Origin of the sequence: Alteromonas sp. MmMcT2-2 (genome assembly GCF_022348305.1) — a bacterium.
In the GTDB taxonomy this organism is placed as follows: Bacteria; Pseudomonadota; Gammaproteobacteria; order Enterobacterales; family Alteromonadaceae; genus Alteromonas; species Alteromonas macleodii.
This window is the reverse complement of the sequence record NZ_JAKRFA010000006.1, coordinates 40527-59288: the sequence shown is the minus strand read 5'-3', so window position 1 is coordinate 59288 and position 18762 is coordinate 40527. Positions and strand designations below refer to the sequence as shown.

The following is an 18762-nucleotide window of genomic DNA, read 5'->3' as shown; positions in this document are numbered from 1 at the left end:
CGTTAAAAATTAGACTTTATATGTAGACGACCGTTAACAGACAATGCGTGACTATTATCAAACGGATAAAACCTCCTTTAAAAATTTCTTAATAGACAATTACATAACCAATATAGCAAGCCTTGCAGAGAGCTTTCTACTCACCTTGAAATATCGCCATCGCATCTCCCAACTATTAACGAAAAACACACAAATATAGCAAAAGAAATAAATAAACAAGGTTGATTTAATAACAAAGGTTAGTTAGATTTCGTTCAAAACATGCATATGTTAACGCGTTGTAACGTTGGCTAACTCTGATTTATCTCGCGTCAACAAGGAGTTAGCAACAAATGCGTAGATGTCATCAGTCACACGCTTATAACAAGCTGCGGTTGATAAACATTTTTAATTGAGTGAATAATGATGAAAACACCTACAGTTACCCGTCGCTTTTCTGGATGTAAGATAGGCTTGCAAATAGCGCTCCTCGCAAGCGCCGCCATTGTTGCCGCCACTGCGTCAGCATCACAAAGTAAGTTTCAAGACGCGTTTGACTTTCAAGCAAGTTATACGGGTGAGTCAGCCACCAATATTGACGGTGGTGAACGCAGAGGCAGTGCCTATGCTGGTCAGCTCTTTGTAGGTGGGGAATTAGATTTAAATACGCTAGCGGGCTGGAAAGACACCAAAATCTATATTGCCATGACAAACCGACACGGCAAAAACTTAGCCGAGCACTACATTGGGAACAGTACGTCCGTACAAGAAATCTTTGGCGGCCAAAATACCCGTCTTGCACGGTTTACGATTTCTTCCTCGTTTTTAGATGGCGATTTAGAACTGGAAGGTGGCCGCACAGTAGCGAATATCAGCTTTTTAGGCTCTGAACTTTGTCAATATTTTCAAACCAATGCTGCTTGTGGGAACCCAACCTTTGTATTTAGAACCAGTAACTTTACTTGGTGGCCGGTTTCGAGTTGGGGTGGCCATGCGAAATACTGGCTTTCGCAAAAAACATACTTTCATACCGGCGTCTATGAAGATAACACCAGTCATCAAGACTTAGGCGATCACGGCTTCGATTGGGCGACTAATGAGGCTACAGGTGTTGTTGTGCCCTTCACTCTGGGATATCAAACTACGTGGGACAATGACGAACTTCCAAGACGCTACGAAATTGGCGGTTGGTACGATGGCGCAGACTACACCGACCCAGTCTTTGATGAGGACGGCAACTATGCGGCGCAGTCAGGCAATGATTACGCTGTTAGAAACGGTCGTTCGGGTATATTCGCACGTTTTGAACAAACTGTTACTCGTCCTAACCCACTTACGAAAGAAGGGTTAACACTATTCGGTGCCGTGCTAACCGGTACTTCGGGCGAGCTGATTGAAGACTACTATATAAAAGCGGGCTTTGTATTGCGAGGCACACTGGCCTCACGCCCTGACGATACCATTGGCTTCGTATTTACCCGTCAACAGTACAGTGACGAAGCGCTAGAGGATCAGCGTATATTAAGAAACATAAACGGCGGGGTTGGTACACCAGCAAGCAGCCAAACCATGTTAGAGCTAAGTTATGGTTATCAACTCAATGACCACGTAAGAATTCAGCCGAACGTTCACTACATTATCAACCCCGACCAATTCGCACAGCGCGACAGAGTCATGGCACTTGATGATGCGATTGTTCTGGGCCTAAGGTTCGACGTAAACCTAGCGGCTTTGATACTTTAAATCTCCCTGCAATACACTTTACAGCGCCTTCGGGCGCTTTTTTTCAAACCGATGCCATTCCCTGCCGTTGTGTTTAATTAGTTTCAAGGACAACTTTCTACCAATCCAACTTCTCGCTATCTCTGTATTCACTACTATCTTATAGCGTTTTGAGCACCAATACGCTTAGCGCTTCAACATCAATCTATTCTACGTTGAATAAGGAATAAGAATGACAGACTCAGTACTTTTTAGCTCGTTTGATTGGGCAGAGAATACATTGCAAAACCGCATGGTATTAGCCCCTATGACGAGAGGTAGAGCTGGCGCCGACCGCATACCCAATAAAATTATGGGCGATCACTATGTACAACGCGCAGATGCAGGGCTCATTATTACTGAAGCAACGGCCATTTCAGAAGAAGGCATAGGCTGGGTTGATACCCCTGGAATTTATACCGACAAAATGGTCGAGGGCTGGCGCTCGGTGGTCAATAGAGTGCACGAGGCAGGGGGAAAAATCGTTTTGCAGCTCTGGCATACTGGACGCGCATCACACAGCGATTTCCACAATGGAAATTTGCCCCTGTCTGCATCAGCAATAAAAATTGAAGGGGACGAAATTCACACGCCTAAAGGCAAGAAGCCCTACGAAGTGCCGAAGGCGATGACCTTTGACGATATAAAACGCACAGTGCAAGACTACAAAAAAGCGGCCGTTAACGCCAAGGCAGCCGGATTCGACGGTGTCGAAGTTCATGCTGCAAATGGCTATCTCATCAATCAATTTTTGGATAGCCGCAGCAATCAGCGCACCGATAATTATGGTGGTAGTGTCGATAACCGCTACCGCTTTTTGGCCGAGGTGATGGACGCAGTGTTGAGCGTGTGGGATAAAGAGCACGTTGGCGTGAGATTATCGCCAAACGGTGTATTTAACGATATGGGGGCCGATGATTTTCGTGAAACCTTTACCTTTGTTGCCCAACAGCTAAACAAATTGGAGATAGGTTATTTACACGTAATGGATGGCTTGGCCTTTGGCTTCCATGAACGAGGCGAAGCCATGACCCTTGCTGAATTTAGAGCACTATTCGACGGTATGATCATTGGAAACTGTGGCTACACCAAAGAAGAAGCCGAGAAACGTTTATCTGATGGCGATGGTGACATGATTGCGTTTGGAAGACCTTGGATCACGAATCCAGATCTTCCGACACGATTTAAGCATAATTACCCTCTCGAGTCCTTTGACGATCCATCGTCGTGGTACGGAGGTGGTGTTGAAGGCTACAACGATTTTGAAACCTACCGCGAGAAGAGTGGGAAGGACGCGATGACTTCGCTGACCTGATTGTCTTTGGGCAGAGCCTAGCGCTCTGCCCTTTTCAAAAGCGTTATTTGAAATAACACGATGCGTAATGCTAACGCGTTCTCACTATTTAAATATGGCCTTAGTTAAACGACTTTTTCTTAGCGGCTAATACGGCAAGTTTTTCTAGGCACGACATCCACGCGTAGTTGTGCTGATCGCACTCTTGCTTATTGAGAAAGCCTTGCTGAATGAGAACCAACCTTACATTCCCCTCTTCAGTCTTTTCGAAGTGAATGTCCACTGATGTCATCACCGACTCTTCCATATCATCTTCCCACGCCCAAGAGAACGACAGCTGCTCGTTCGCTAAAATAGTCACGTACTCACCAGTCAATGACATTTCAATACCGCTGGGATCCATCATCTTTATGCGATAGCGACCGCCTTCCTTGAAATCACTCATGATTTGTGTGACCGAACAATCGCCCGGCGCAAACCACTCACTAAGATATTCAGGCTCGTGAAATGCTGCAAAAACAAAGGGCAATGATGCATCTAGCGTTACATCAATTTTAAACTCGTGCATAAGGCTGCCTTAGATATTCTTTGACGTTAAAGATCTGTGTCTATCTTACCTTATAACAAAAGTTAGGCGCTCTAGCGTCATTTACCTTTGCTATAAATAAAAAAATCCCGAGCCCGCGTAAGGAAAGGCCCGGGAGAAGGAGAACATCCTCAATATTTTTTATCGACAGCTCAAAGCAACTTCTTGAGCTAAAAAATGAACCTACGCACCTTTCATCAGTGAATCCATACTGGCCTTGCTGCCAAAGTGCTGTGAACTTACTCTTTCACTTACCGACAAATACAGATTGTCGATGTCGGCATTTGCCATAAACTTTTCACAAAATCCTGGAACATGAGGCTCGATAAAATGTTTGGCGGCTAGCATAAAGTGGGCAATGAGCTGTTTAACGTTGTCGGTACCCATGGCGATACGCATAGTGGTCAGTTCTATCCCTGCTTTCTTCTGCTCGTCTGAGCTGAGCTCAGAGTGAGAGGTCAGCGCCGGGCATAAAATTATCGTATTATTCTGGCCAATACTCACTTGGTGGCTGAATGCAGGCTCTAGGGCATCGAAGAACCGCACAAATACATCGCGAGGCAGGTTTGCCGGCGCCATATCAACCGTGAATAAAGTACACGGCCAGCCGTGTGTATGCTGCTTTTCACGCAAACCGGCATTACTGTGTTCAGGCAGTGCGTGACAGTTAACGCGAATTTGATCGTGGGCATTCAAAAATGCAGTAAACACTTGCGTATTGATGACCTTGGTCATCATGCGCTGCTCTAAGGTCTTCATGCCGTTTAATACATCAAAGGCCTTTTCAGAATCTAAGAACGCACCTTTGATGTAGTACACATCCCAAAACATGGTCTGTGACCAATCAACACCATTTGCTGAACTGCCTTTTGGCTGGAACATGCGGTGCCCTTCGCCAATAACTACGCCTGCTGTGGTAGCACCGCTACCACACAAATCTTTAGTGTAGCTGTGGATCACATAGTCAGGTCGTGCAGCTTTGTTTTTATGCTGAAGTGGCTGGTGCAGTACAGGTGTCGCAAGGGTGGAGTCCAACATCACCAACGCATCTTGTGCATGCGCTAATTCACAGATCCCAGGCACATCCAATACGTAACCATGTGGGTTACAAGGCGACTCTAAATACACGTGCATTTTCGCACCATTGCTTAAGCGCGACGCATGTTCAGTTTTAGTTTGCTGCATGAACTCTGCAAAGCTCTGTGCGTCATAACCGTCAAACCACGCGATCTGTATGTCCATTCGGTTGCTGCGGGCGAAATAATCATGAAGTAGCTGGTACACTCCGCCGTACACGTTCCTCGAAACAATCAGTACATCGCCATGACTAAGAACATTTGATAAACACGCATCAATGGCAGCCATGCCCGAGTTGAAGTTCCAGGCTAGATATTCGGCAGCGTAAGGACCCGCTTCCATATCCACAATGGCGTTAGCAAGGGAAATATTCGTTGGGTTCAACAGACGTGAATAAATTTGGTGAGTAAATTCTTTGCCTTGAAACGCGTCGTCGACCCATTCAGTACAGGCATACACATAAGTCGCTGTTCTTACCACCACCGGTGTTGCAGAAAAAAGTGCCGTGACATTGTCGAACAGTGGATAGTGCCCTTGCGAGCCATTGCCACTCGACAAACTTTGGTACGTGGCACGAAATGGGTTTTGCAACGTATCCAGTATCTTCGCAATTTGAAAAGACAGAAACTTTTTAGCGTTGAAATAAGCCAGTCTGTCTTCTTTATCAAGTCCTTGTAGCGTATTACTCGTAATATCCCATAGCTGCATAACGCTGGCTTGAGCACCATATAAGTGATGAGCGGTGTTGGCGAGTGCCCTACCGTAGTCGCTCTCAGCATTTATACCGAAATGAGATAATTGTTCCTCAACTAAAGCCTGCGTTGTTTCGGCTTGGGTCGTGTTACGCTTAGGTGAAAGCACCTTAGCGTGCGTTACATCAACATCTGTTGAGTTTTGGAATTTGTTTTCTGACTGCATAGCGATTCCGTTGCAAATTGACTTCAGGTGCATGTACATGACACCAATACTGTTTACAAAAATGTAAAACTTAAATCACATTTTTAGAACAATTGGCATTACGATTGTGCAGTCAGACAGAGGAAAGAAAAGTTTACTTTAGGAGTGTTAAGCAAATGACAGCAAGGAGTTCAAAGAGGATTGAACTGACTATTTTAAGCGATGAGGCGAATGATATTGCCGAAGCGATTCGCCAAAGAATAGCAGATAATAACGACTTCATAGGCGCTGATGGCCACCCGCTTTTAACGCTTAAACAAATTGCTCAATGCCCTGAAGATGTAAATTCAGAAGCCGTTACGGTACTGCTTGCAGACCCCGACCTTGCGTCTCGAATTATTGATACATGTTCAGCACTCACCTGGTGTCAGTCTACCTGGGCAGGCAATGCTCCCCTTCTAAATGCCGATAAGAAGAACTACATACTTACCGGACTAAAGGGAATTTTCGGTAAACTCATGAGAGAGTATGTTTTTGCTTACTTGCTTGGGCATGCCAGAAACGTAAAGGCTTTTGAGCAAAACCAGCGTGCCGCCCAGCCAATTTGGGAAGCATCAAAGCGTATGCCGCTAAATGGACAAACACTTGGCATTGCTGGACTGGGCAGTATTGGGCAAGCATTGATTCCCGTTGCTCACGCATTGGGTATGAGCGTTGTGGGTTTAACCCGAAGCGGGCAAGCAGTAAAAGGTGCCGATGCTGTTTATACACCCGACACTATCGAAGCGTTTGCCAGAGCATGTGACCACGTGGTGAATTTAATGCCCGACACGCCATCTACGCAAAACATGCTTTCTCACGAATTTTTTAGTGCGCTGAAACCCCACAGTGTATTTATTAACGCAGGGCGAGGCAGTGCGGTTGACGACGATGCGCTCTTGCAAGCTTTAGACAACGGCGCATTGGCCCATGCAGTATTGGACGTCTTTCGTAACGAGCCTCTCGACCCCGCTCATTCGTTTTGGCAGCACCCTCGTATTTCAGTAACCGCTCACACTGCAGCGGAATCACAGCCAAGCGACGTAGCCGACGTGTTTTTAGAGAATGCGCTGCGTTACATCAACGGTGAATCGCTTAATTATCAGTTTGATTTTGCAAAGGGCTATTAGTGTTTAAATAGCCCTTCTCGTCATCCATTCAAGGCTAAAATACAGCCTGTCTGTAGCTAGTTACGCTGACGCTTAAATTCTAGGGTCAGTTGCCGTTATCTCAATGCGATCATGGTGCTTTTCATGAAACGATAACAGCTGAGGATAATCCTTCATGCTGTGTAGCTCACGGAAAAGTACCCAGTCAATCATGCTGTACAAACAGATTTCGGGATAAGTCCAACCACTAAATCCACCCGCATCAAGCTGGTTTGACAGCGCATCTAACACAGCTTCAATTCGCTCGTTTTGAAGACGGTAATACATTTTGTCTTCGCTAATATCAAAGTCTGAACGTTTCAGCAGCATAAGCTGAACAAAGGAGTCGTTAGCTGCATCAATCAGGGTTAGTTGATTCTCTTCTTCCCAACTTAACCCTTCGTGATCAAGCTTATCGGCAAGGTAGTTATAAATAATGCGAGAGTCGAAAATCATTTGGCCGTCATCTTCAAGACAAGGCACTTTAAGCGTAGGGTTGCGAGAGGCGAGCAACTCGCGATCTTCACCTGAAAAAATTTGAAGATTAAGAAATTCATGTTCTGTAGACGCAAGTACGATGCGAATGCGGCGCACGTAGGGAGAAGTGGTGGAGCCATATAATTTCATAAACGCTGTCCTAAACCGTAGTCGTTCTATGAAATCAGTGTAGCCGGAATTTGAAAATAAAAGGAAGTGTTAAGAACAAGACAACCGACAGGCATACAAAATGATGCGATGTATGCCTATCGTATTAACATCAAGCGCTCAAAGCTGAACGTTCAACGCTTAAAAAGCGTAGTAGTGTATAGCTTAAGCCCTTAAACGCTAAAGCTTGCACCACAGCCACAAGTCGTCGTGGCATTTGGGTTTTGAACTAAAAACCGTGAACCTTCCAGACCATCTACATAATCGACAATGCCACCGACCAAGTATTGTAAGCTCATCGGGTCGACAACCATAGTTACGCTGTCTTTTTCAATGGTCATATCGCCTTCGTTCACCTTCTCATCGAACGTGAAACCATATTGGAAGCCAGAACAACCACCACCTGTTACGTAAACACGTAATTTCAAATCAGGATTTTCTTCTTCTGAAACAAGGGCTTTCACTTTCGCTGCTGCAGCGTCTGAAAACTCAATTGGCAACGCCGTTTCTACAGACATACCCACCTCTACATTAACCTCGTGCTTTCGCACTTTGTGCTTGGTCGCAATTATCTAATACTTGCGGATAGTTAGCAATTATTGGGGCAAAACTTAACGATTCAAGTTACTGCACATTAACGGCATTTCTGTTAAGTGACACGTTGAGATAGAAAAGTTAAGTAAACTAGTTAACACTAACAGATAGAAAATAGCAGTGTGGTCAACGTATCTAAAATATTGACGATACACGAATAAAGGGGCGGCATATGAGTACAACCGACAACTCCCAATTACCTTCTTCTACCCCAGTGCTGTTTGACGATTTCGGACAGTCTCGCTTTACGAGCAAAGAAGAATACAAAGACGCGTTAGTGAAACAGCAAGAAAAACTCTTTCACGTTCAGCAATCTTACTTTCATCAGAAAAAACGAGCACTTATTGTGTTTGAAGGATGGGATGCGTCAGGGAAAGGCGGCGCTATAAGGCGTATTACTGAGAAATTAGACCCTCGTGGCGTGAGTGTATTTCCTGTGGCAAAGCCCGCAAAAGAAGACCAAGACAAACACTTTCTCTATCGCTTTTGGCAACACATCCCCTCCCCTGGCACACTTAAAATATTTGACCGCTCACATTACGGAAGAGTGCTTGTAGAAAGAGTAGATAAGTTGGTTGATGAAGAGGTATGGCAGCGCGGTTATGAAGAAATAAACGCATTTGAGAAAACGCTCAGTGACAGCGGGGTTCGTATTATCAAACTCTTTATGCATATTTCGTCAAGCGAGCAGCGCGAGCGATTTGAAGAGCGGCTGCACAATCCTTTCAAGCGCTGGAAGTTAACCGAAGAAGACTTGCATAACCGCAAGATGCGAAACGCCTACGTAGAAGCTACAAATGACATGTTCAAGCACACCCACACGCGTTATGCGCCATGGCATGTAATTAACGGAGAGTTTAAGTGGCAAGCAAGGGTTAACGTACTTGACGCCGTTATCGACAAACTCAGTGAAGGCGTAGATATCTCTCCGCCTCCACTTGATGAGCGTTTAATCGCGCTAGCCTCCAAACAACTAGATGTCGATGAAGATCTAATGAGCGGCTAAAGTGAAAGAACGCTGGCAGGCAGCCATAACTAATTAAGCGATTAAGCCTTAGTTATTGCTGTCTGGCAAAGTCACGTTCAATTCAAGTACGCTGCAATCATCGTTATTGTCTAGCTGTACTGATACTTGATCGTCAGCAATCGTCACGTATTTGCGAATTACCTGAATAATTTCCTGCTGCATCATTGGCAAGTAATCAGGCTCTGTCCGCTTTTTACGTTCGTGCGCAACAATGATTTGTAACCGCTCTTTGGCGACCGCTGCGGTGCTTGGCTTTTGCTTCTTTTTGAGCAGGTCGAAAATTCCCATTACTTCCCTCCTAGCAGACGCTTAAAGAACCCTTTCTTCTCTGCTTCTAGGAAACGATGTGGAACAGTTTCGCCTAGCAGACGTTTTACAGCGTCAGCATAAGCTTGTCCTGCATTAGCTTCTTCGTCAAGAATAACCGGCTGACCTTGGTTAGATGCTTTCAGCACCGATTCAGATTCTGGAATAACACCCAATAGTGGAATCGCCAAAATTTCTTCAACGTCTGCAACACTTAGCATTTCAGCACTTTCAACACGACTTGGGTTGTATCGGGTTAATAAAAGGTGTTCTTTAACCGGTTCGCCCTTTTCTGCGCGCATCGATTTACTTTGAAGAATACCCAAAATACGATCTGAATCACGTACAGACGACACTTCAGGGTTAGTAACCACAATGGCTTCATCAGCGAAATACAACGCCATCTGTGCGCCTTGCTCAATCCCCGCTGGCGAATCACAGATAATAAACTCAAAGTCTTTCTTAAGCTCATCTAATACGGCCTGCACACCATCAACGGTAAGCGCATCTTTATCGCGAGTTTGTGATGCCGGAAGAATGAAAAGGTTTTCCGTTCTTTTGTCTTTAATTAGTGCCTGTTTAAGTGAGGCCTCTTTATTAATGACGTTTACAAAATCGTAAACAACGCGGCGTTCACATCCCATGATAAGGTCAAGGTTTCGCAAGCCCACATCGAAGTCGATCACTACCGTTTTATGGCCTGCTAACGCAAGTCCCGTACTTATTGCTGCACTCGATGTAGTTTTGCCTACACCACCTTTTCCTGAGGTTACTACGATAATCTTTGCCATCTATTCTTTCCTATTAGTGCGTACAAAGCATTAAGCCAACGGCTCTATACGTAATGTTTCTTCTTCTAAATATACTTGTGCAGGTTTCTTCCAGCATTCACCTTTCACGGTTTCGTGCATAATGAATTGCCCTGCAATTGAAATAAGCTCCGCGTCTAACGACTGGCAAAATACACGGGCTCCCGTATTGCCTTTTACGCCTGCCAGCGCGCGGCCGCGCAGGGTGCCGTAAACATGAATATTACCATCGGCAAGCAGCTCAGCCCCCTCGCTTACAGAAGCCGTTACCACCAAGTCTCCGCCTTCGGCATAGACTTGCTGACCAGAACGTACCGGTCGGTTAATTACTTTGGCAGGTTTGAGCGTGGTTGTAGCTGCAGGAGCCGGTTCACTTTTTGGCGGCGCTGAAACGGTTTGATCTTGTTGTGCGGTTTGAGAAGGGTTTTCGCCGCTTCCGTTATTGTTTTCACTACCATTCGCTTTGTTCGAACGAAGTGCGCTGTCTGTAAATTTGCTTTGGCTTACATCGGCTAACCCCAAATCATTGATGGTAGGCTTCAGCTCTGCCACCTCACCTTTCACGGCCATGGGCTGTAATTGCAGTCGACGACATAGCGCCACCAGCAGCTCGAACTCTGTCGCAGATAAAGGCTTTATCAAATGTAAAATCAGTGAGGAACGGGTAAAGAACTGCGGCGCGCTCGCGACCTTCTGAGATAACTGAGCTTCAAAATTATCTGGCTCAAAATCTATTACTTCTAACACAATACTGGTGAGCGTAGTGCCCTTCATGCGAAAGCAAGTTTCTGTCATTTTTTCTTCCCGAAAAGGCGTCACTTTCCTCATAGCAATTAGCCATGACAATAAGCAAAACCTATTAGCGCTAGTGTCTGTTGCTGTCTTACGCAGCTATACAATTTATTTATTGTGTCACTGTATCAAAAATCCCGTTCGCATACAGCAACTGTATACCGGTTAAAACACGTTTTACCCTGATAATAACCCTAGAACAAGCCAAGAACGTGCCAATCATTGAGCAGTTTTTAATCAAGCGTGGATCATGCGAGTTTTTAGTGCGTCCTGTTTGTATAAAAACGTCTCTTTCACCACAAAAAAATGCGATCGTAGATCGCACTTTTTATCATCTTCGTTTTCTCACGGCGCTTAAGGTGTGGTAAGTTTTTTCGGGTCTAGTAGTGATTCTAGCTCGCCTCTGGGGATATCTGTCATCGCTTCAGCCACATCAATAACAGGCTTGTTTTCTTTGTAGGCTGTTTTTGCTATTTCTGCGGCTTTAGCATAGCCAATAACAGGGTTGAGCGCGGTGACGAGCACGGGGTTTCTGTAAAGCGCAGCTTCAATGTTATCTTGATTTACAGTAAAGCCCTCGATCGCCTGCTCGCCGATTAGCGTCGCACTGTTGGTCATTAGCGACAGACTTGAAAGCAAATTGCTGGCAATCATTGGTAGCATTACATTTAACTCAAAATTCCCAGACTGCCCACCTACGGTAATCGCCGTATCGTTACCTATTACCTGTGCTGAAGCCATCGCCACTGCTTCCGGAATGACCGGGTTTACCTTGCCGGGCATAATCGATGAACCTGGCTGTAGCGCAGGCAGCGCAATCTCACCTAAACCAGCCAAAGGCCCAGAATTCATCCAGCGCAAGTCATTAGCAATTTTCATAAGGGTGACGGCTAAACTTTTTGTCGCACCGGAAAGCGTCACTGCTGTGTCTTGAGAGCCAATCAATGCAAAGAAATTGTCAGCGGGCTTAAACGCAATGTCGGTCAGCTCCCCTAGCGCGTCTGAAAATGTCGTAGCAAAATCCGCATGGGCGTTTACACCTGTTCCCACGGCAGTGCCTCCTTGGGCAAGGGTTTGAATAGCTGGCTGCACAGCGCGCAGGGTTTTAATCTGCTGCTTAAGCTGAGAAGCCCAAGCCAGTAAGCTTTGATCCATGCCTACAGGCATCGCATCCATGAGATGAGTGCGTCCGGTTTTGCAGTATTGCGCTACCGACTTTGCTTTAACTTCAATAGTACGAACTAAACTTTCAACGGCCGGTATAAGCTCGTTTGACAATGCAATAGCCGAGCTAACATGAATGGTGGTAGGGATCACATCATTTGAACTTTGCCCGTAATTTACATGATCATTCGGATGAACCTCTTCGCTAGAATAACGAGAGGCTAAGCGAGCAATGACCTCGTTGGCGTTCATGTTTGTGCTGGTGCCTGAACCAGTCTGAAATATATCAACGGGAAAATGCTGCATCACATCATCAAGTGCCAACAGCTCATCACAGGCTTTAACTATCGCTTGGCCGCGATCTTTATCCAGCACTTTGAGTTTCATGTTGGCTTGTGCTGCGGCTTTTTTTACTGTAATCAACGCGCGTACGAAGGCTTCGGGCATGCGCTGCCCGCTTACAGGGAAGTTTTGAATGGCACGCTGAGTTTGCGCGCCGTAGAGTGCATTTTCGGGGACCTGTAGCTCGCCCATACTGTCGCGTTCTGTGCGTGTTGCTGTCATGACTCGTATCCTTGTGTTGATATAGCTAGTTTTTCGGCGTGGTTGCCACGCTTTTATCAGAATCCTATTAGGGCTAGTGGCATTAGAAAACTAGGCCCTAGTAAGTGAATTATAAAAAATGGTGCACTAGCGCTTGCAGACCTTTGCTGTACATCAAAGATCAACAGGCTCTCTGGTGTTCATGTCTATTTTTATTCTCGCAAGCGCAATTCGATCACTCTCGTTACACGCGTAGCGCTCAGCTTTAAGTAACGGCTTGTACAAATGCTCTAAACAACTATGCCGCCATTGCTGACTGACCTGCGGATCGCACAGGGTTTCATAAAGCACCTCAACCGCATTTTTATAGATAGAAAATTTGTCTCTATCACTTGGCAATAAGTTGGCAACGAAAGTTACGCCATCTAGATAGTTTCTTAAAAGCGTTGAGTTCAGCTCATTGTCGTTGTATCCAAATCGAACGTGTTGAACTGCATTTCGTATCGAAGACATGTGCATCCCTTGTGCGTGAAAAAACAAAAAAGCTCGATGTACATAAAAGCGCTTTCTTTATATACCACTCAATATAAATGATAATCGTTAGCATTTACATTGATCCAGTGCTATTCTTTTTCGTAAAGAAAATTGGATCTTCCAATTCCACCGATAGGTGAAGTTAACCAAAATTCAAAGGACATTATTTATGATCAAGAAGTTACTTGGTGGCACAGCCCTTTTTCTTATGGCCTCTGGTGCATTTGCTAACGAATGCGAAGTGACTGTGGAATCAAACGACGCCATGCAATTCAATACGTCGAACGTTGTTATCCCGGCGAGTTGTAGTGAGTTTACCGTGACCTTGAAGCACACAGGTCAGTTACCTAAACAAGCTATGGGCCATAACTGGGTGATGACAACAAAAGCCAACGGACAAGCAGTGGCAACAGACGGTATGAGTGCGGGTTTAGACAACAATTACGTTAAGCCAGACGATGAGCGTGTAATTGGCGCGACTGACATTATTGGCGGCGGTGAACAGACTTCTACGACCTTTTCTGTTGAAGGGTTAAGCAAAGATGAAGAATACATGTTTTTCTGCTCGTTCCCTGGTCACATCGGCATCATGAAAGGCACAGTTACGCTTTCGAGCTAAGGCGTTGCGAAAACTAGGCGTGCTTAACTAGGCACGCCTTAAACATGGATAACAGTAGGTCGAGGGTGTAGTTGTAATGGATACGGCGTCTCACACATCAAAAAGCGCTAAGGCGGTGGTCCGGTATAATCACTTACCTTCTTTTACTAGCGCCCTACTAAGAAACGGGATTTAATTCCGCCTACGCCTAAATGGCAAGAGAAAGCCGCATTAGACACACAGTTTGTATTGGCATGGGTAGTACTCGCGTTTCTTATGTTCGAGCTGTCTGTTGTCTGGTTTGGGCTAGACATTACAGGGCTGCTTCAATCCATGGGCCCCGGCTTAGTTGGCCTGGCGATCATCATCGGGTTCTTACCTGGTTGCGGTCCGCAGATATTGGTAACCAGCTTATACCTTAATGGCGCAGTTCCGTTTTCAGCCCAACTTGGCAATGCAATAAGTAATGACGGCGACGCGTTGTTTCCCGCCATTGCGCTCTCACCCAAAGCAGCGCTTATTGCCACAGTGTACTCTGCTATTCCTGCGTTTCTTGTGGGTTATGGCTACTGGTATTTGTTTGAATAAAGCTTTCGATGCGTTAAAAGGTTGAATTAACGGAAAGGATAGCGCTGCCCCACAGCGATTACTCTATTTCGACAGAAAGCGCTTCACTCCACGGCACGCTTATCTCATAGTTGCCTTTACGGGTTTTGTATTGATAGACCGTTGTAGAAAAACTGATGGATTCGGGGTTTATATCTTCCTCGATAGTGAGAGTTGCGTTCACGGCTTGGAAAAAGCGAAAGCGGTATTTGATATCTTCTGCCAGCAGGCTCGATTCGCCGGATTTCAGCGTGATCGCTTCACCGTTTCGCTCACCGACTACGGCAATATCTAAACTGCCATTTATCACTGCTTTTTGCTGTTTAGACTGCAGCAGAACCAACCTAAGTTGATAGGTATTGTCACTTAACTTAAAAACTTCTACCCCTTCAATGGCAAAACCTTCGTCGGTTTTCTCAGGCGCCACGACGCGTTCATAGAAACTCAGTAATTCTTGTTGTGCCTCTAATTCTTTTTTCTGTTCGCCTAATGTATTGGTAATGCTCTCTGTCTCGAGCGTGGCAAGCTCCATGGCGACTTCCAGCTGATTCACTTTGGTAGTAAGCGCATGATTTTCTTCAGACAAAATAGCAATAGTTTCTTGCTGAGCCTGTACTTTCTTGCTGTCACCTTCGTCAATAATTCGCGCTAGCTTATAGCCGAACCCAACCATGGCAAACATAATAAGCGCCACTAACAGTGTCCACTTGTAGTTGCCTAAAACTTCTTTTAACTGATCTGTCGTCATGATATCTACATCAACAAAAAACACCGTGCGCTAAGGCGCTCTAAACATTATGAATTTTAGGTGTTTATGGTAAGCTTCTTTTTACGTTAATCTACTGTACCACAACATGCGCTTGCAGGCTTTAAGAGAGGAAGTAGCTCATCCACGCACATCCATTCAGTTGTGCATGCTGGGCATTGTAGGGGGAACCTGCGCGGCGCTTATCATTATACTGTTTCGGCTGTGCGTAGAATGGCTACAAGAAACAGGCGTTTCGTCGCTTCAGTCGGTGCTTACCTATGACTGGTTGGTTTGGCTTATCATGCCATTTATCAGTGTAGGGTTAATTCTATTTATCGCCTTTCTTACGGGCTTCAAGCACTACCGTTTAGGTATTCCCTTCGTTATTCATCGAGTGAAGTACTATTACGGTCATATTCCATTTAGAACCACCATTAACCAGTTCTTTGGGGGCATGCTAGCCCTGGCCGGCGGTTTCGTTGTCGGTCGAGAAGGCCCTTCCGTTCATTTAGGCGCGTCAGGCAGTAGTTTCTTAGGGCAATGGCTTCGCTTGCCCTACAATAGTATTCGAATACTTGCAGGCTGCGGCATTGCGGCAGGGATCTCGGCATCATTCAACACACCGTTTGCTGCCGTAATATTCGTGATGGAAGTGGTACTTAGAGAATACAAAATACATATTTTTGTTCCTGTCATGCTGGCTGCTGCCTGTGGCTCTGTGCTCACTCGCATTGTATTTGGGGAAGTAAACGAGCTTTCGTTTTTATCGTTTAATGCATTTAGCCAGTGGATGTATTTTTACTTGGTGCTGCTAGGCATTTTGTTAGGCATGCTGGCCGTTTTATTCAATAGCCAGCTCATGCGGGTGATGACGTGGTTCAGGCCGGTTTCCATGGTGTGGCGTTTAATACTTGCTGCGCTAATTACCGGTACCATTGGTATGTTTATACCTGAAGCCCTTGGCGCCAACTTTATCGATGTTGAGCACTTATTTGATAGCTCCCCCGGCGCGCTGCTGTTGGTTTCTACTTTGGTGTTTAAAGTTATCTTAGCGGTATTTGCTATTGGCCTCGGTATTCCAGGAGGGATCATTGGCCCTGTGATGGTTATTGGCATGCTCGCTGGCGCCGTACTTTTATTGCCACTGTCGTACTTTATTGACGTACCCGAATTTACCAACAGCTTCGCCCTGTTAGGCATAGCAGGCATGTTGACCGCAGTATTGCACGCGCCTCTTGCAGCGCTTTCCGCGGTTATGGAACTATCGTACAGCCCGCAAATTATTCTACCAGCCATGTTGGTAATTGTGCCTGCTTACGTGACTTCTACGCAGTTCTTTGGCAACCGCTCTATTTTCATACGCCAGCTTGATTATCAAAATCTCCCTTACGCTATCTCGTCTATTCGTGAAGCGCTTGAGAAAACGGGCGTACTTGCAGCGATGAATACCGAGTACAAGCTATTTCACGATGCGCCGGAGCAAGCGTTAATTAACTACTTAGAAAGCGATCCAACAAAAATTGTCATTCAGAAGTTAAAATTTGAAATAGATGTGCAGTATAAGCTGGTCCAATACAATGTGAGTTTGGAACACGATGCAACAGCGTTAAACTATTACGAAATGGAAGGTATTAGCTCGCAGTCTACGCTGCACGAAGTATACGAACACCTTAAAAATTCGCGCTCTGGCGCAGTTTATATTTACGATCAGGAGCTAAACGATATTATTGGCGTAGTAACGTGGAATATCTTACAAAGCTTCTTACAAAAGGCTCATTATTAGTATGTACATTTTATGGTTTAAAGCGCTGCACATCTTTTTCATGCTGGCTTGGATGGCAGGACTTTTCTATTTACCGCGACTTTTCGTTTATCACGCGACAACGAAATCTCAAGTGGTAAAAGACGAATTTAAGGTCATGGAGCGCCGCCTGTGGTTCTTTGTTACTCCATTCGCCTTGTTAACTCTGGCATTCGGCGTTGCGCTTATTGTCAGCTATGGTGGAACTTGGTTTAAAATGTCGGGGTGGCTTCATATAAAGTTGCTGCTGCTTCTTGCTATTTACGGCTATCACTTCTATTTGTTTAAGTTAATGAAGCAATTTGCACGCGACGAAAATAGACACTCTCCGCGCTTTTATCGCTTTTTAAATGAAGCGCCGGTGCTTATCATTCTCGCCATCGTTTGCCTGGCTGTGGTAAAACCTTTATAAAAGTTTAAGCCAAACTAAATAGTAAAGGCGCACGTACAAAATTATTGAAAAGTCAGTACTCAAGGAACCAGTACTGCTGTGTAGTGTGAGAAGTAATTTTAAGCTTGTTGTTGAGAGTGTTGTAAGCATTGCACATAGTCGCCCAGAACCTGCTGTTTCTCGGGTTTAACAAATTGTTTTTATCGGAATGCTATACATGGATGACAGTAATCAACACCTCAAGCATTTGCTCAAACAGACAGACATTGCCTTTAAGGCGCTTATGAGGGAGCCTGCTTCACGGCTTCTTAACGAGCAATACGAAAAGGCAAAACTTGAACTAGACAGCTATACCGCTTCGCTTAAACACACGTTGAATCAACGGCATCAACAACAAAGACAGCGCTAATTTTGAATTAGCGTTTTTGTTTTTTGCTTCTCCTGCAGCTCCCAGTTATCAAGTTTTCCCCTAGGTTACTTTGTTGAAGGTTTCAAATTGATTGGGTAACGCGCCGGCTAGCTCCCCTGACAACTTGGTGTAATCTGCCAGCACCGAAGGAAGCTGTTTAACAAGCATGTTTATATTACTTTCAAGCTGAGCAGCTTGTTTGTCGTTTCTGTAAGACAAGGCTAATTCAATATTAGCAAGCGTTGAGAAAAGCTTTAAACATCGAGACAGGCGAGCTTCTGCAGGTTCTGTTTTCTCAGGCTCGTTACTGTCACAGTCTTTCTTGTTCGCCTTACTTTTTTCTAAATGCTTTTCCCAATGGTTCCACGCATTTTGCCACACTGGTTCTAATTGCTTGTGCACATGTAAAAGCCCATTTAGCCAGCTTTCGAGCTCTTTCGAAGGCCTCGTCGTTCCTTGCACCTCTATCGCAACGTTCAATTCACTAGGCATGGGCGACTTTTCCTGACGCATAAAATCCAAATGCGCCCGCAGGCCATTCATTAATGTATCAGCAAGCTTATCTACATCTTTGTCTACAAGGTGGCTGTCACTAGACTGTATGAGCCAGGGCATCCACTGTTCGGGCATGGGAATTTCTGGTGCGGAGGCAACGGCAAAGATCATTCCATCTACATAATAAGCATCCGGAAGCACATTCTCGAAACTGGGAAGCGAAACAATATCGCTGATTGTGTTAATTGGAAACCCATCTTTCACCATTACCATCCTATTTTAATTTGCGTTCTCTTTTATGAAACGGTAGTCTGCGCGGCCACTTTGTAGAGGGCATGTTTTGTAACCTTTTATCTACCCAAAATAATGGGAAATAAGGTAAAGAGTAAACAACAAACTTCTACACTGGGTACGCGACAATAGGTTTAAAACCAATCTGTTACTGTATTGGTTTAGCGGTACTGTTGCGTGCTCGCCTACCTATTGTCATGATAGCAAAACTTAACTAAGAGTCGTTGC

19 protein-coding genes and 1 pseudogene are annotated in these 18762 nt (G+C 45.1%); 9 read left to right on the top strand and 11 right to left on the bottom strand.

The window, feature by feature from the left end; translation table 11 throughout:
• Nucleotides 1-402 precede the first annotated feature (402 nt).
• Complete coding sequence (locus MHM99_RS05515) at nucleotides 403-1722, top strand: carbohydrate porin (protein WP_239218460.1); 1320 nt, start codon at nucleotides 403-405, stop codon at nucleotides 1720-1722.
• A 211-nt stretch (nucleotides 1723-1933) separates the two neighbouring features.
• On the top strand, nucleotides 1934-3055 hold the full coding sequence (locus MHM99_RS05510) for an alkene reductase (RefSeq protein WP_049588122.1): 1122 nt from the start codon (nucleotides 1934-1936) through the stop codon (nucleotides 3053-3055).
• 100 nt (nucleotides 3056-3155) lie between these two features.
• On the opposite strand, the gene MHM99_RS05505 is transcribed toward MHM99_RS05510, so the two are convergent.
• Together MHM99_RS05505 and MHM99_RS05500 are read right to left on the bottom strand one after the other, a co-directional pair.
• Nucleotides 3156-3602, bottom strand: coding sequence for an SRPBCC domain-containing protein (locus MHM99_RS05505; protein WP_014950566.1), 447 nt, complete (start codon nucleotides 3600-3602; stop codon nucleotides 3156-3158).
• Between the two features lie 201 nt (nucleotides 3603-3803).
• The gene (locus tag MHM99_RS05500; RefSeq protein WP_041449864.1) at nucleotides 3804-5615 is read right to left on the bottom strand and encodes a PLP-dependent transferase; all 1812 of its coding nucleotides are present in this window, start codon (nucleotides 5613-5615) and stop codon (nucleotides 3804-3806) included.
• A 155-nt stretch (nucleotides 5616-5770) separates the two neighbouring features.
• Here MHM99_RS05500 and MHM99_RS05495 point away from each other — a divergent pair, with 155 nt between their 5' ends.
• Nucleotides 5771-6763: a D-2-hydroxyacid dehydrogenase gene (locus MHM99_RS05495; protein ID WP_039226160.1), complete on the top strand. Its 993-nt coding sequence runs from the start codon at nucleotides 5771-5773 to the stop codon at nucleotides 6761-6763.
• A gap of 72 nt (nucleotides 6764-6835) precedes the next feature.
• Here MHM99_RS05495 and MHM99_RS05490 read toward each other — a convergent pair whose 3' ends face one another.
• Both MHM99_RS05490 and erpA read right to left on the bottom strand, forming a co-directional pair.
• Entirely contained in the window at nucleotides 6836-7408 is a 573-nt protein-coding gene (locus tag MHM99_RS05490) for a glutathione S-transferase family protein (protein ID WP_014950569.1), read from the bottom strand.
• A 191-nt stretch (nucleotides 7409-7599) separates the two neighbouring features.
• Entirely contained in the window at nucleotides 7600-7944 is a 345-nt protein-coding gene (gene erpA / locus MHM99_RS05485; RefSeq protein ID WP_014950570.1) for an iron-sulfur cluster insertion protein ErpA, read from the bottom strand.
• A gap of 248 nt (nucleotides 7945-8192) precedes the next feature.
• Here erpA and MHM99_RS05480 point away from each other — a divergent pair, with 248 nt between their 5' ends.
• On the top strand, nucleotides 8193-9026 hold the full coding sequence (locus tag MHM99_RS05480; protein WP_014950571.1) for a UDP-galactose-lipid carrier transferase MED92: 834 nt from the start codon (nucleotides 8193-8195) through the stop codon (nucleotides 9024-9026).
• Nucleotides 9027-9074: 48 nt separating this feature from the next.
• Here the strand turns inward: MHM99_RS05480 and minE are convergent, their stop codons facing one another.
• The 5 genes from minE to MHM99_RS05455 all read right to left on the bottom strand — a co-directional run bounded on the left by minE (nucleotide 9075) and on the right by MHM99_RS05455 (nucleotide 13174).
• The gene (gene minE, locus MHM99_RS05475) at nucleotides 9075-9335 is read right to left on the bottom strand and encodes a cell division topological specificity factor MinE (RefSeq protein ID WP_014950572.1); all 261 of its coding nucleotides are present in this window, start codon (nucleotides 9333-9335) and stop codon (nucleotides 9075-9077) included.
• Nucleotides 9335-10144, bottom strand: a complete 810-nt coding sequence (gene minD, locus MHM99_RS05470; RefSeq protein WP_014977272.1) for a septum site-determining protein MinD — start codon at nucleotides 10142-10144, stop codon at nucleotides 9335-9337. The genes minE and minD overlap by 1 nt, the downstream gene beginning before the upstream one ends.
• A 30-nt stretch (nucleotides 10145-10174) precedes the next feature.
• On the bottom strand, nucleotides 10175-10957 hold the full coding sequence (gene minC / locus MHM99_RS05465; protein ID WP_239218458.1) for a septum site-determining protein MinC: 783 nt from the start codon (nucleotides 10955-10957) through the stop codon (nucleotides 10175-10177).
• 351 nt (nucleotides 10958-11308) lie between these two features.
• Nucleotides 11309-12682, bottom strand: coding sequence for a class II fumarate hydratase (locus MHM99_RS05460; protein ID WP_239218456.1), 1374 nt, complete (start codon nucleotides 12680-12682; stop codon nucleotides 11309-11311).
• Nucleotides 12683-12835: 153 nt separating this feature from the next.
• Nucleotides 12836-13174: a hypothetical protein gene (locus MHM99_RS05455; RefSeq protein WP_014980170.1), complete on the bottom strand. Its 339-nt coding sequence runs from the start codon at nucleotides 13172-13174 to the stop codon at nucleotides 12836-12838.
• Nucleotides 13175-13364: 190 nt separating this feature from the next.
• Here MHM99_RS05455 and azu point away from each other — a divergent pair, with 190 nt between their 5' ends.
• A complete protein-coding gene (azu, locus tag MHM99_RS05450) occupies nucleotides 13365-13814 on the top strand; it encodes an azurin (protein WP_014950577.1) in 450 nt (149 codons plus the stop codon).
• A 168-nt stretch (nucleotides 13815-13982) separates the two neighbouring features.
• Nucleotides 13983-14381, top strand: a pseudogene (locus tag MHM99_RS05445) (putative manganese transporter); the annotation flags it as partial.
• Between the two features lie 58 nt (nucleotides 14382-14439).
• Here MHM99_RS05445 and MHM99_RS05440 read toward each other — a convergent pair.
• Nucleotides 14440-15147 (bottom strand): DUF6776 family protein, encoded by a 708-nt coding sequence (locus MHM99_RS05440; protein WP_049588142.1) that lies wholly within the window; start codon nucleotides 15145-15147, stop codon nucleotides 14440-14442.
• A 106-nt stretch (nucleotides 15148-15253) separates the two neighbouring features.
• On the opposite strand from MHM99_RS05440, the gene MHM99_RS05435 reads away from it, so the two are divergent.
• From MHM99_RS05435 to MHM99_RS05425, 3 genes are all read left to right on the top strand, one after another.
• Nucleotides 15254-16930, top strand: a complete 1677-nt coding sequence (locus tag MHM99_RS05435) for a chloride channel protein (RefSeq protein WP_239218454.1) — start codon at nucleotides 15254-15256, stop codon at nucleotides 16928-16930.
• Between the two features lies 1 nt (nucleotide 16931).
• Nucleotides 16932-17360, top strand: a complete 429-nt coding sequence (locus MHM99_RS05430; RefSeq protein ID WP_014950581.1) for a CopD family protein — start codon at nucleotides 16932-16934, stop codon at nucleotides 17358-17360.
• A 196-nt stretch (nucleotides 17361-17556) separates the two neighbouring features.
• Nucleotides 17557-17748: a hypothetical protein gene (locus tag MHM99_RS05425; protein ID WP_014950582.1), complete on the top strand. Its 192-nt coding sequence runs from the start codon at nucleotides 17557-17559 to the stop codon at nucleotides 17746-17748.
• 60 nt (nucleotides 17749-17808) lie between these two features.
• On the opposite strand, the gene MHM99_RS05420 is transcribed toward MHM99_RS05425, so the two are convergent.
• Nucleotides 17809-18510 (bottom strand): UPF0149 family protein, encoded by a 702-nt coding sequence (locus MHM99_RS05420; RefSeq protein ID WP_239218452.1) that lies wholly within the window; start codon nucleotides 18508-18510, stop codon nucleotides 17809-17811.
• Between the last annotated feature and the right edge of the window lie 252 nt (nucleotides 18511-18762).

Bases quoted from the DNA above. Each gene is read 5' to 3' on its own strand.
- MHM99_RS05515 (WP_239218460.1), top strand. From the start codon at position 403: ATGATGAAAACACCTACAGTTACCCGTCGCTTTTCTGGATGTAAGATA.
- MHM99_RS05510 (WP_049588122.1), top strand. From the start codon at position 1,934: ATGACAGACTCAGTACTTTTTAGCTCGTTTGATTGGGCAGAGAATACA.
- MHM99_RS05505 (WP_014950566.1), bottom strand. From the start codon at position 3,602: ATGCACGAGTTTAAAATTGATGTAACGCTAGATGCATCATTGCCCTTT.
- MHM99_RS05500 (WP_041449864.1), bottom strand. From the start codon at position 5,615: ATGCAGTCAGAAAACAAATTCCAAAACTCAACAGATGTTGATGTAACG.
- MHM99_RS05495 (WP_039226160.1), top strand. From the start codon at position 5,771: ATGACAGCAAGGAGTTCAAAGAGGATTGAACTGACTATTTTAAGCGAT.
- MHM99_RS05490 (WP_014950569.1), bottom strand. From the start codon at position 7,408: ATGAAATTATATGGCTCCACCACTTCTCCCTACGTGCGCCGCATTCGC.
- erpA (WP_014950570.1), bottom strand. From the start codon at position 7,944: ATGTCTGTAGAAACGGCGTTGCCAATTGAGTTTTCAGACGCTGCAGCA.
- MHM99_RS05480 (WP_014950571.1), top strand. From the start codon at position 8,193: ATGAGTACAACCGACAACTCCCAATTACCTTCTTCTACCCCAGTGCTG.
- minE (WP_014950572.1), bottom strand. From the start codon at position 9,335: ATGGGAATTTTCGACCTGCTCAAAAAGAAGCAAAAGCCAAGCACCGCA.
- minD (WP_014977272.1), bottom strand. From the start codon at position 10,144: ATGGCAAAGATTATCGTAGTAACCTCAGGAAAAGGTGGTGTAGGCAAA.
- minC (WP_239218458.1), bottom strand. From the start codon at position 10,957: ATGACAGAAACTTGCTTTCGCATGAAGGGCACTACGCTCACCAGTATT.
- MHM99_RS05460 (WP_239218456.1), bottom strand. From the start codon at position 12,682: ATGACAGCAACACGCACAGAACGCGACAGTATGGGCGAGCTACAGGTC.
- MHM99_RS05455 (WP_014980170.1), bottom strand. From the start codon at position 13,174: ATGTCTTCGATACGAAATGCAGTTCAACACGTTCGATTTGGATACAAC.
- azu (WP_014950577.1), top strand. From the start codon at position 13,365: ATGATCAAGAAGTTACTTGGTGGCACAGCCCTTTTTCTTATGGCCTCT.
- MHM99_RS05440 (WP_049588142.1), bottom strand. From the start codon at position 15,147: ATGACGACAGATCAGTTAAAAGAAGTTTTAGGCAACTACAAGTGGACA.
- MHM99_RS05435 (WP_239218454.1), top strand. From the start codon at position 15,254: ATGCGCTTGCAGGCTTTAAGAGAGGAAGTAGCTCATCCACGCACATCC.
- MHM99_RS05430 (WP_014950581.1), top strand. From the start codon at position 16,932: ATGTACATTTTATGGTTTAAAGCGCTGCACATCTTTTTCATGCTGGCT.
- MHM99_RS05425 (WP_014950582.1), top strand. From the start codon at position 17,557: ATGGATGACAGTAATCAACACCTCAAGCATTTGCTCAAACAGACAGAC.
- MHM99_RS05420 (WP_239218452.1), bottom strand. From the start codon at position 18,510: ATGGTGAAAGATGGGTTTCCAATTAACACAATCAGCGATATTGTTTCG.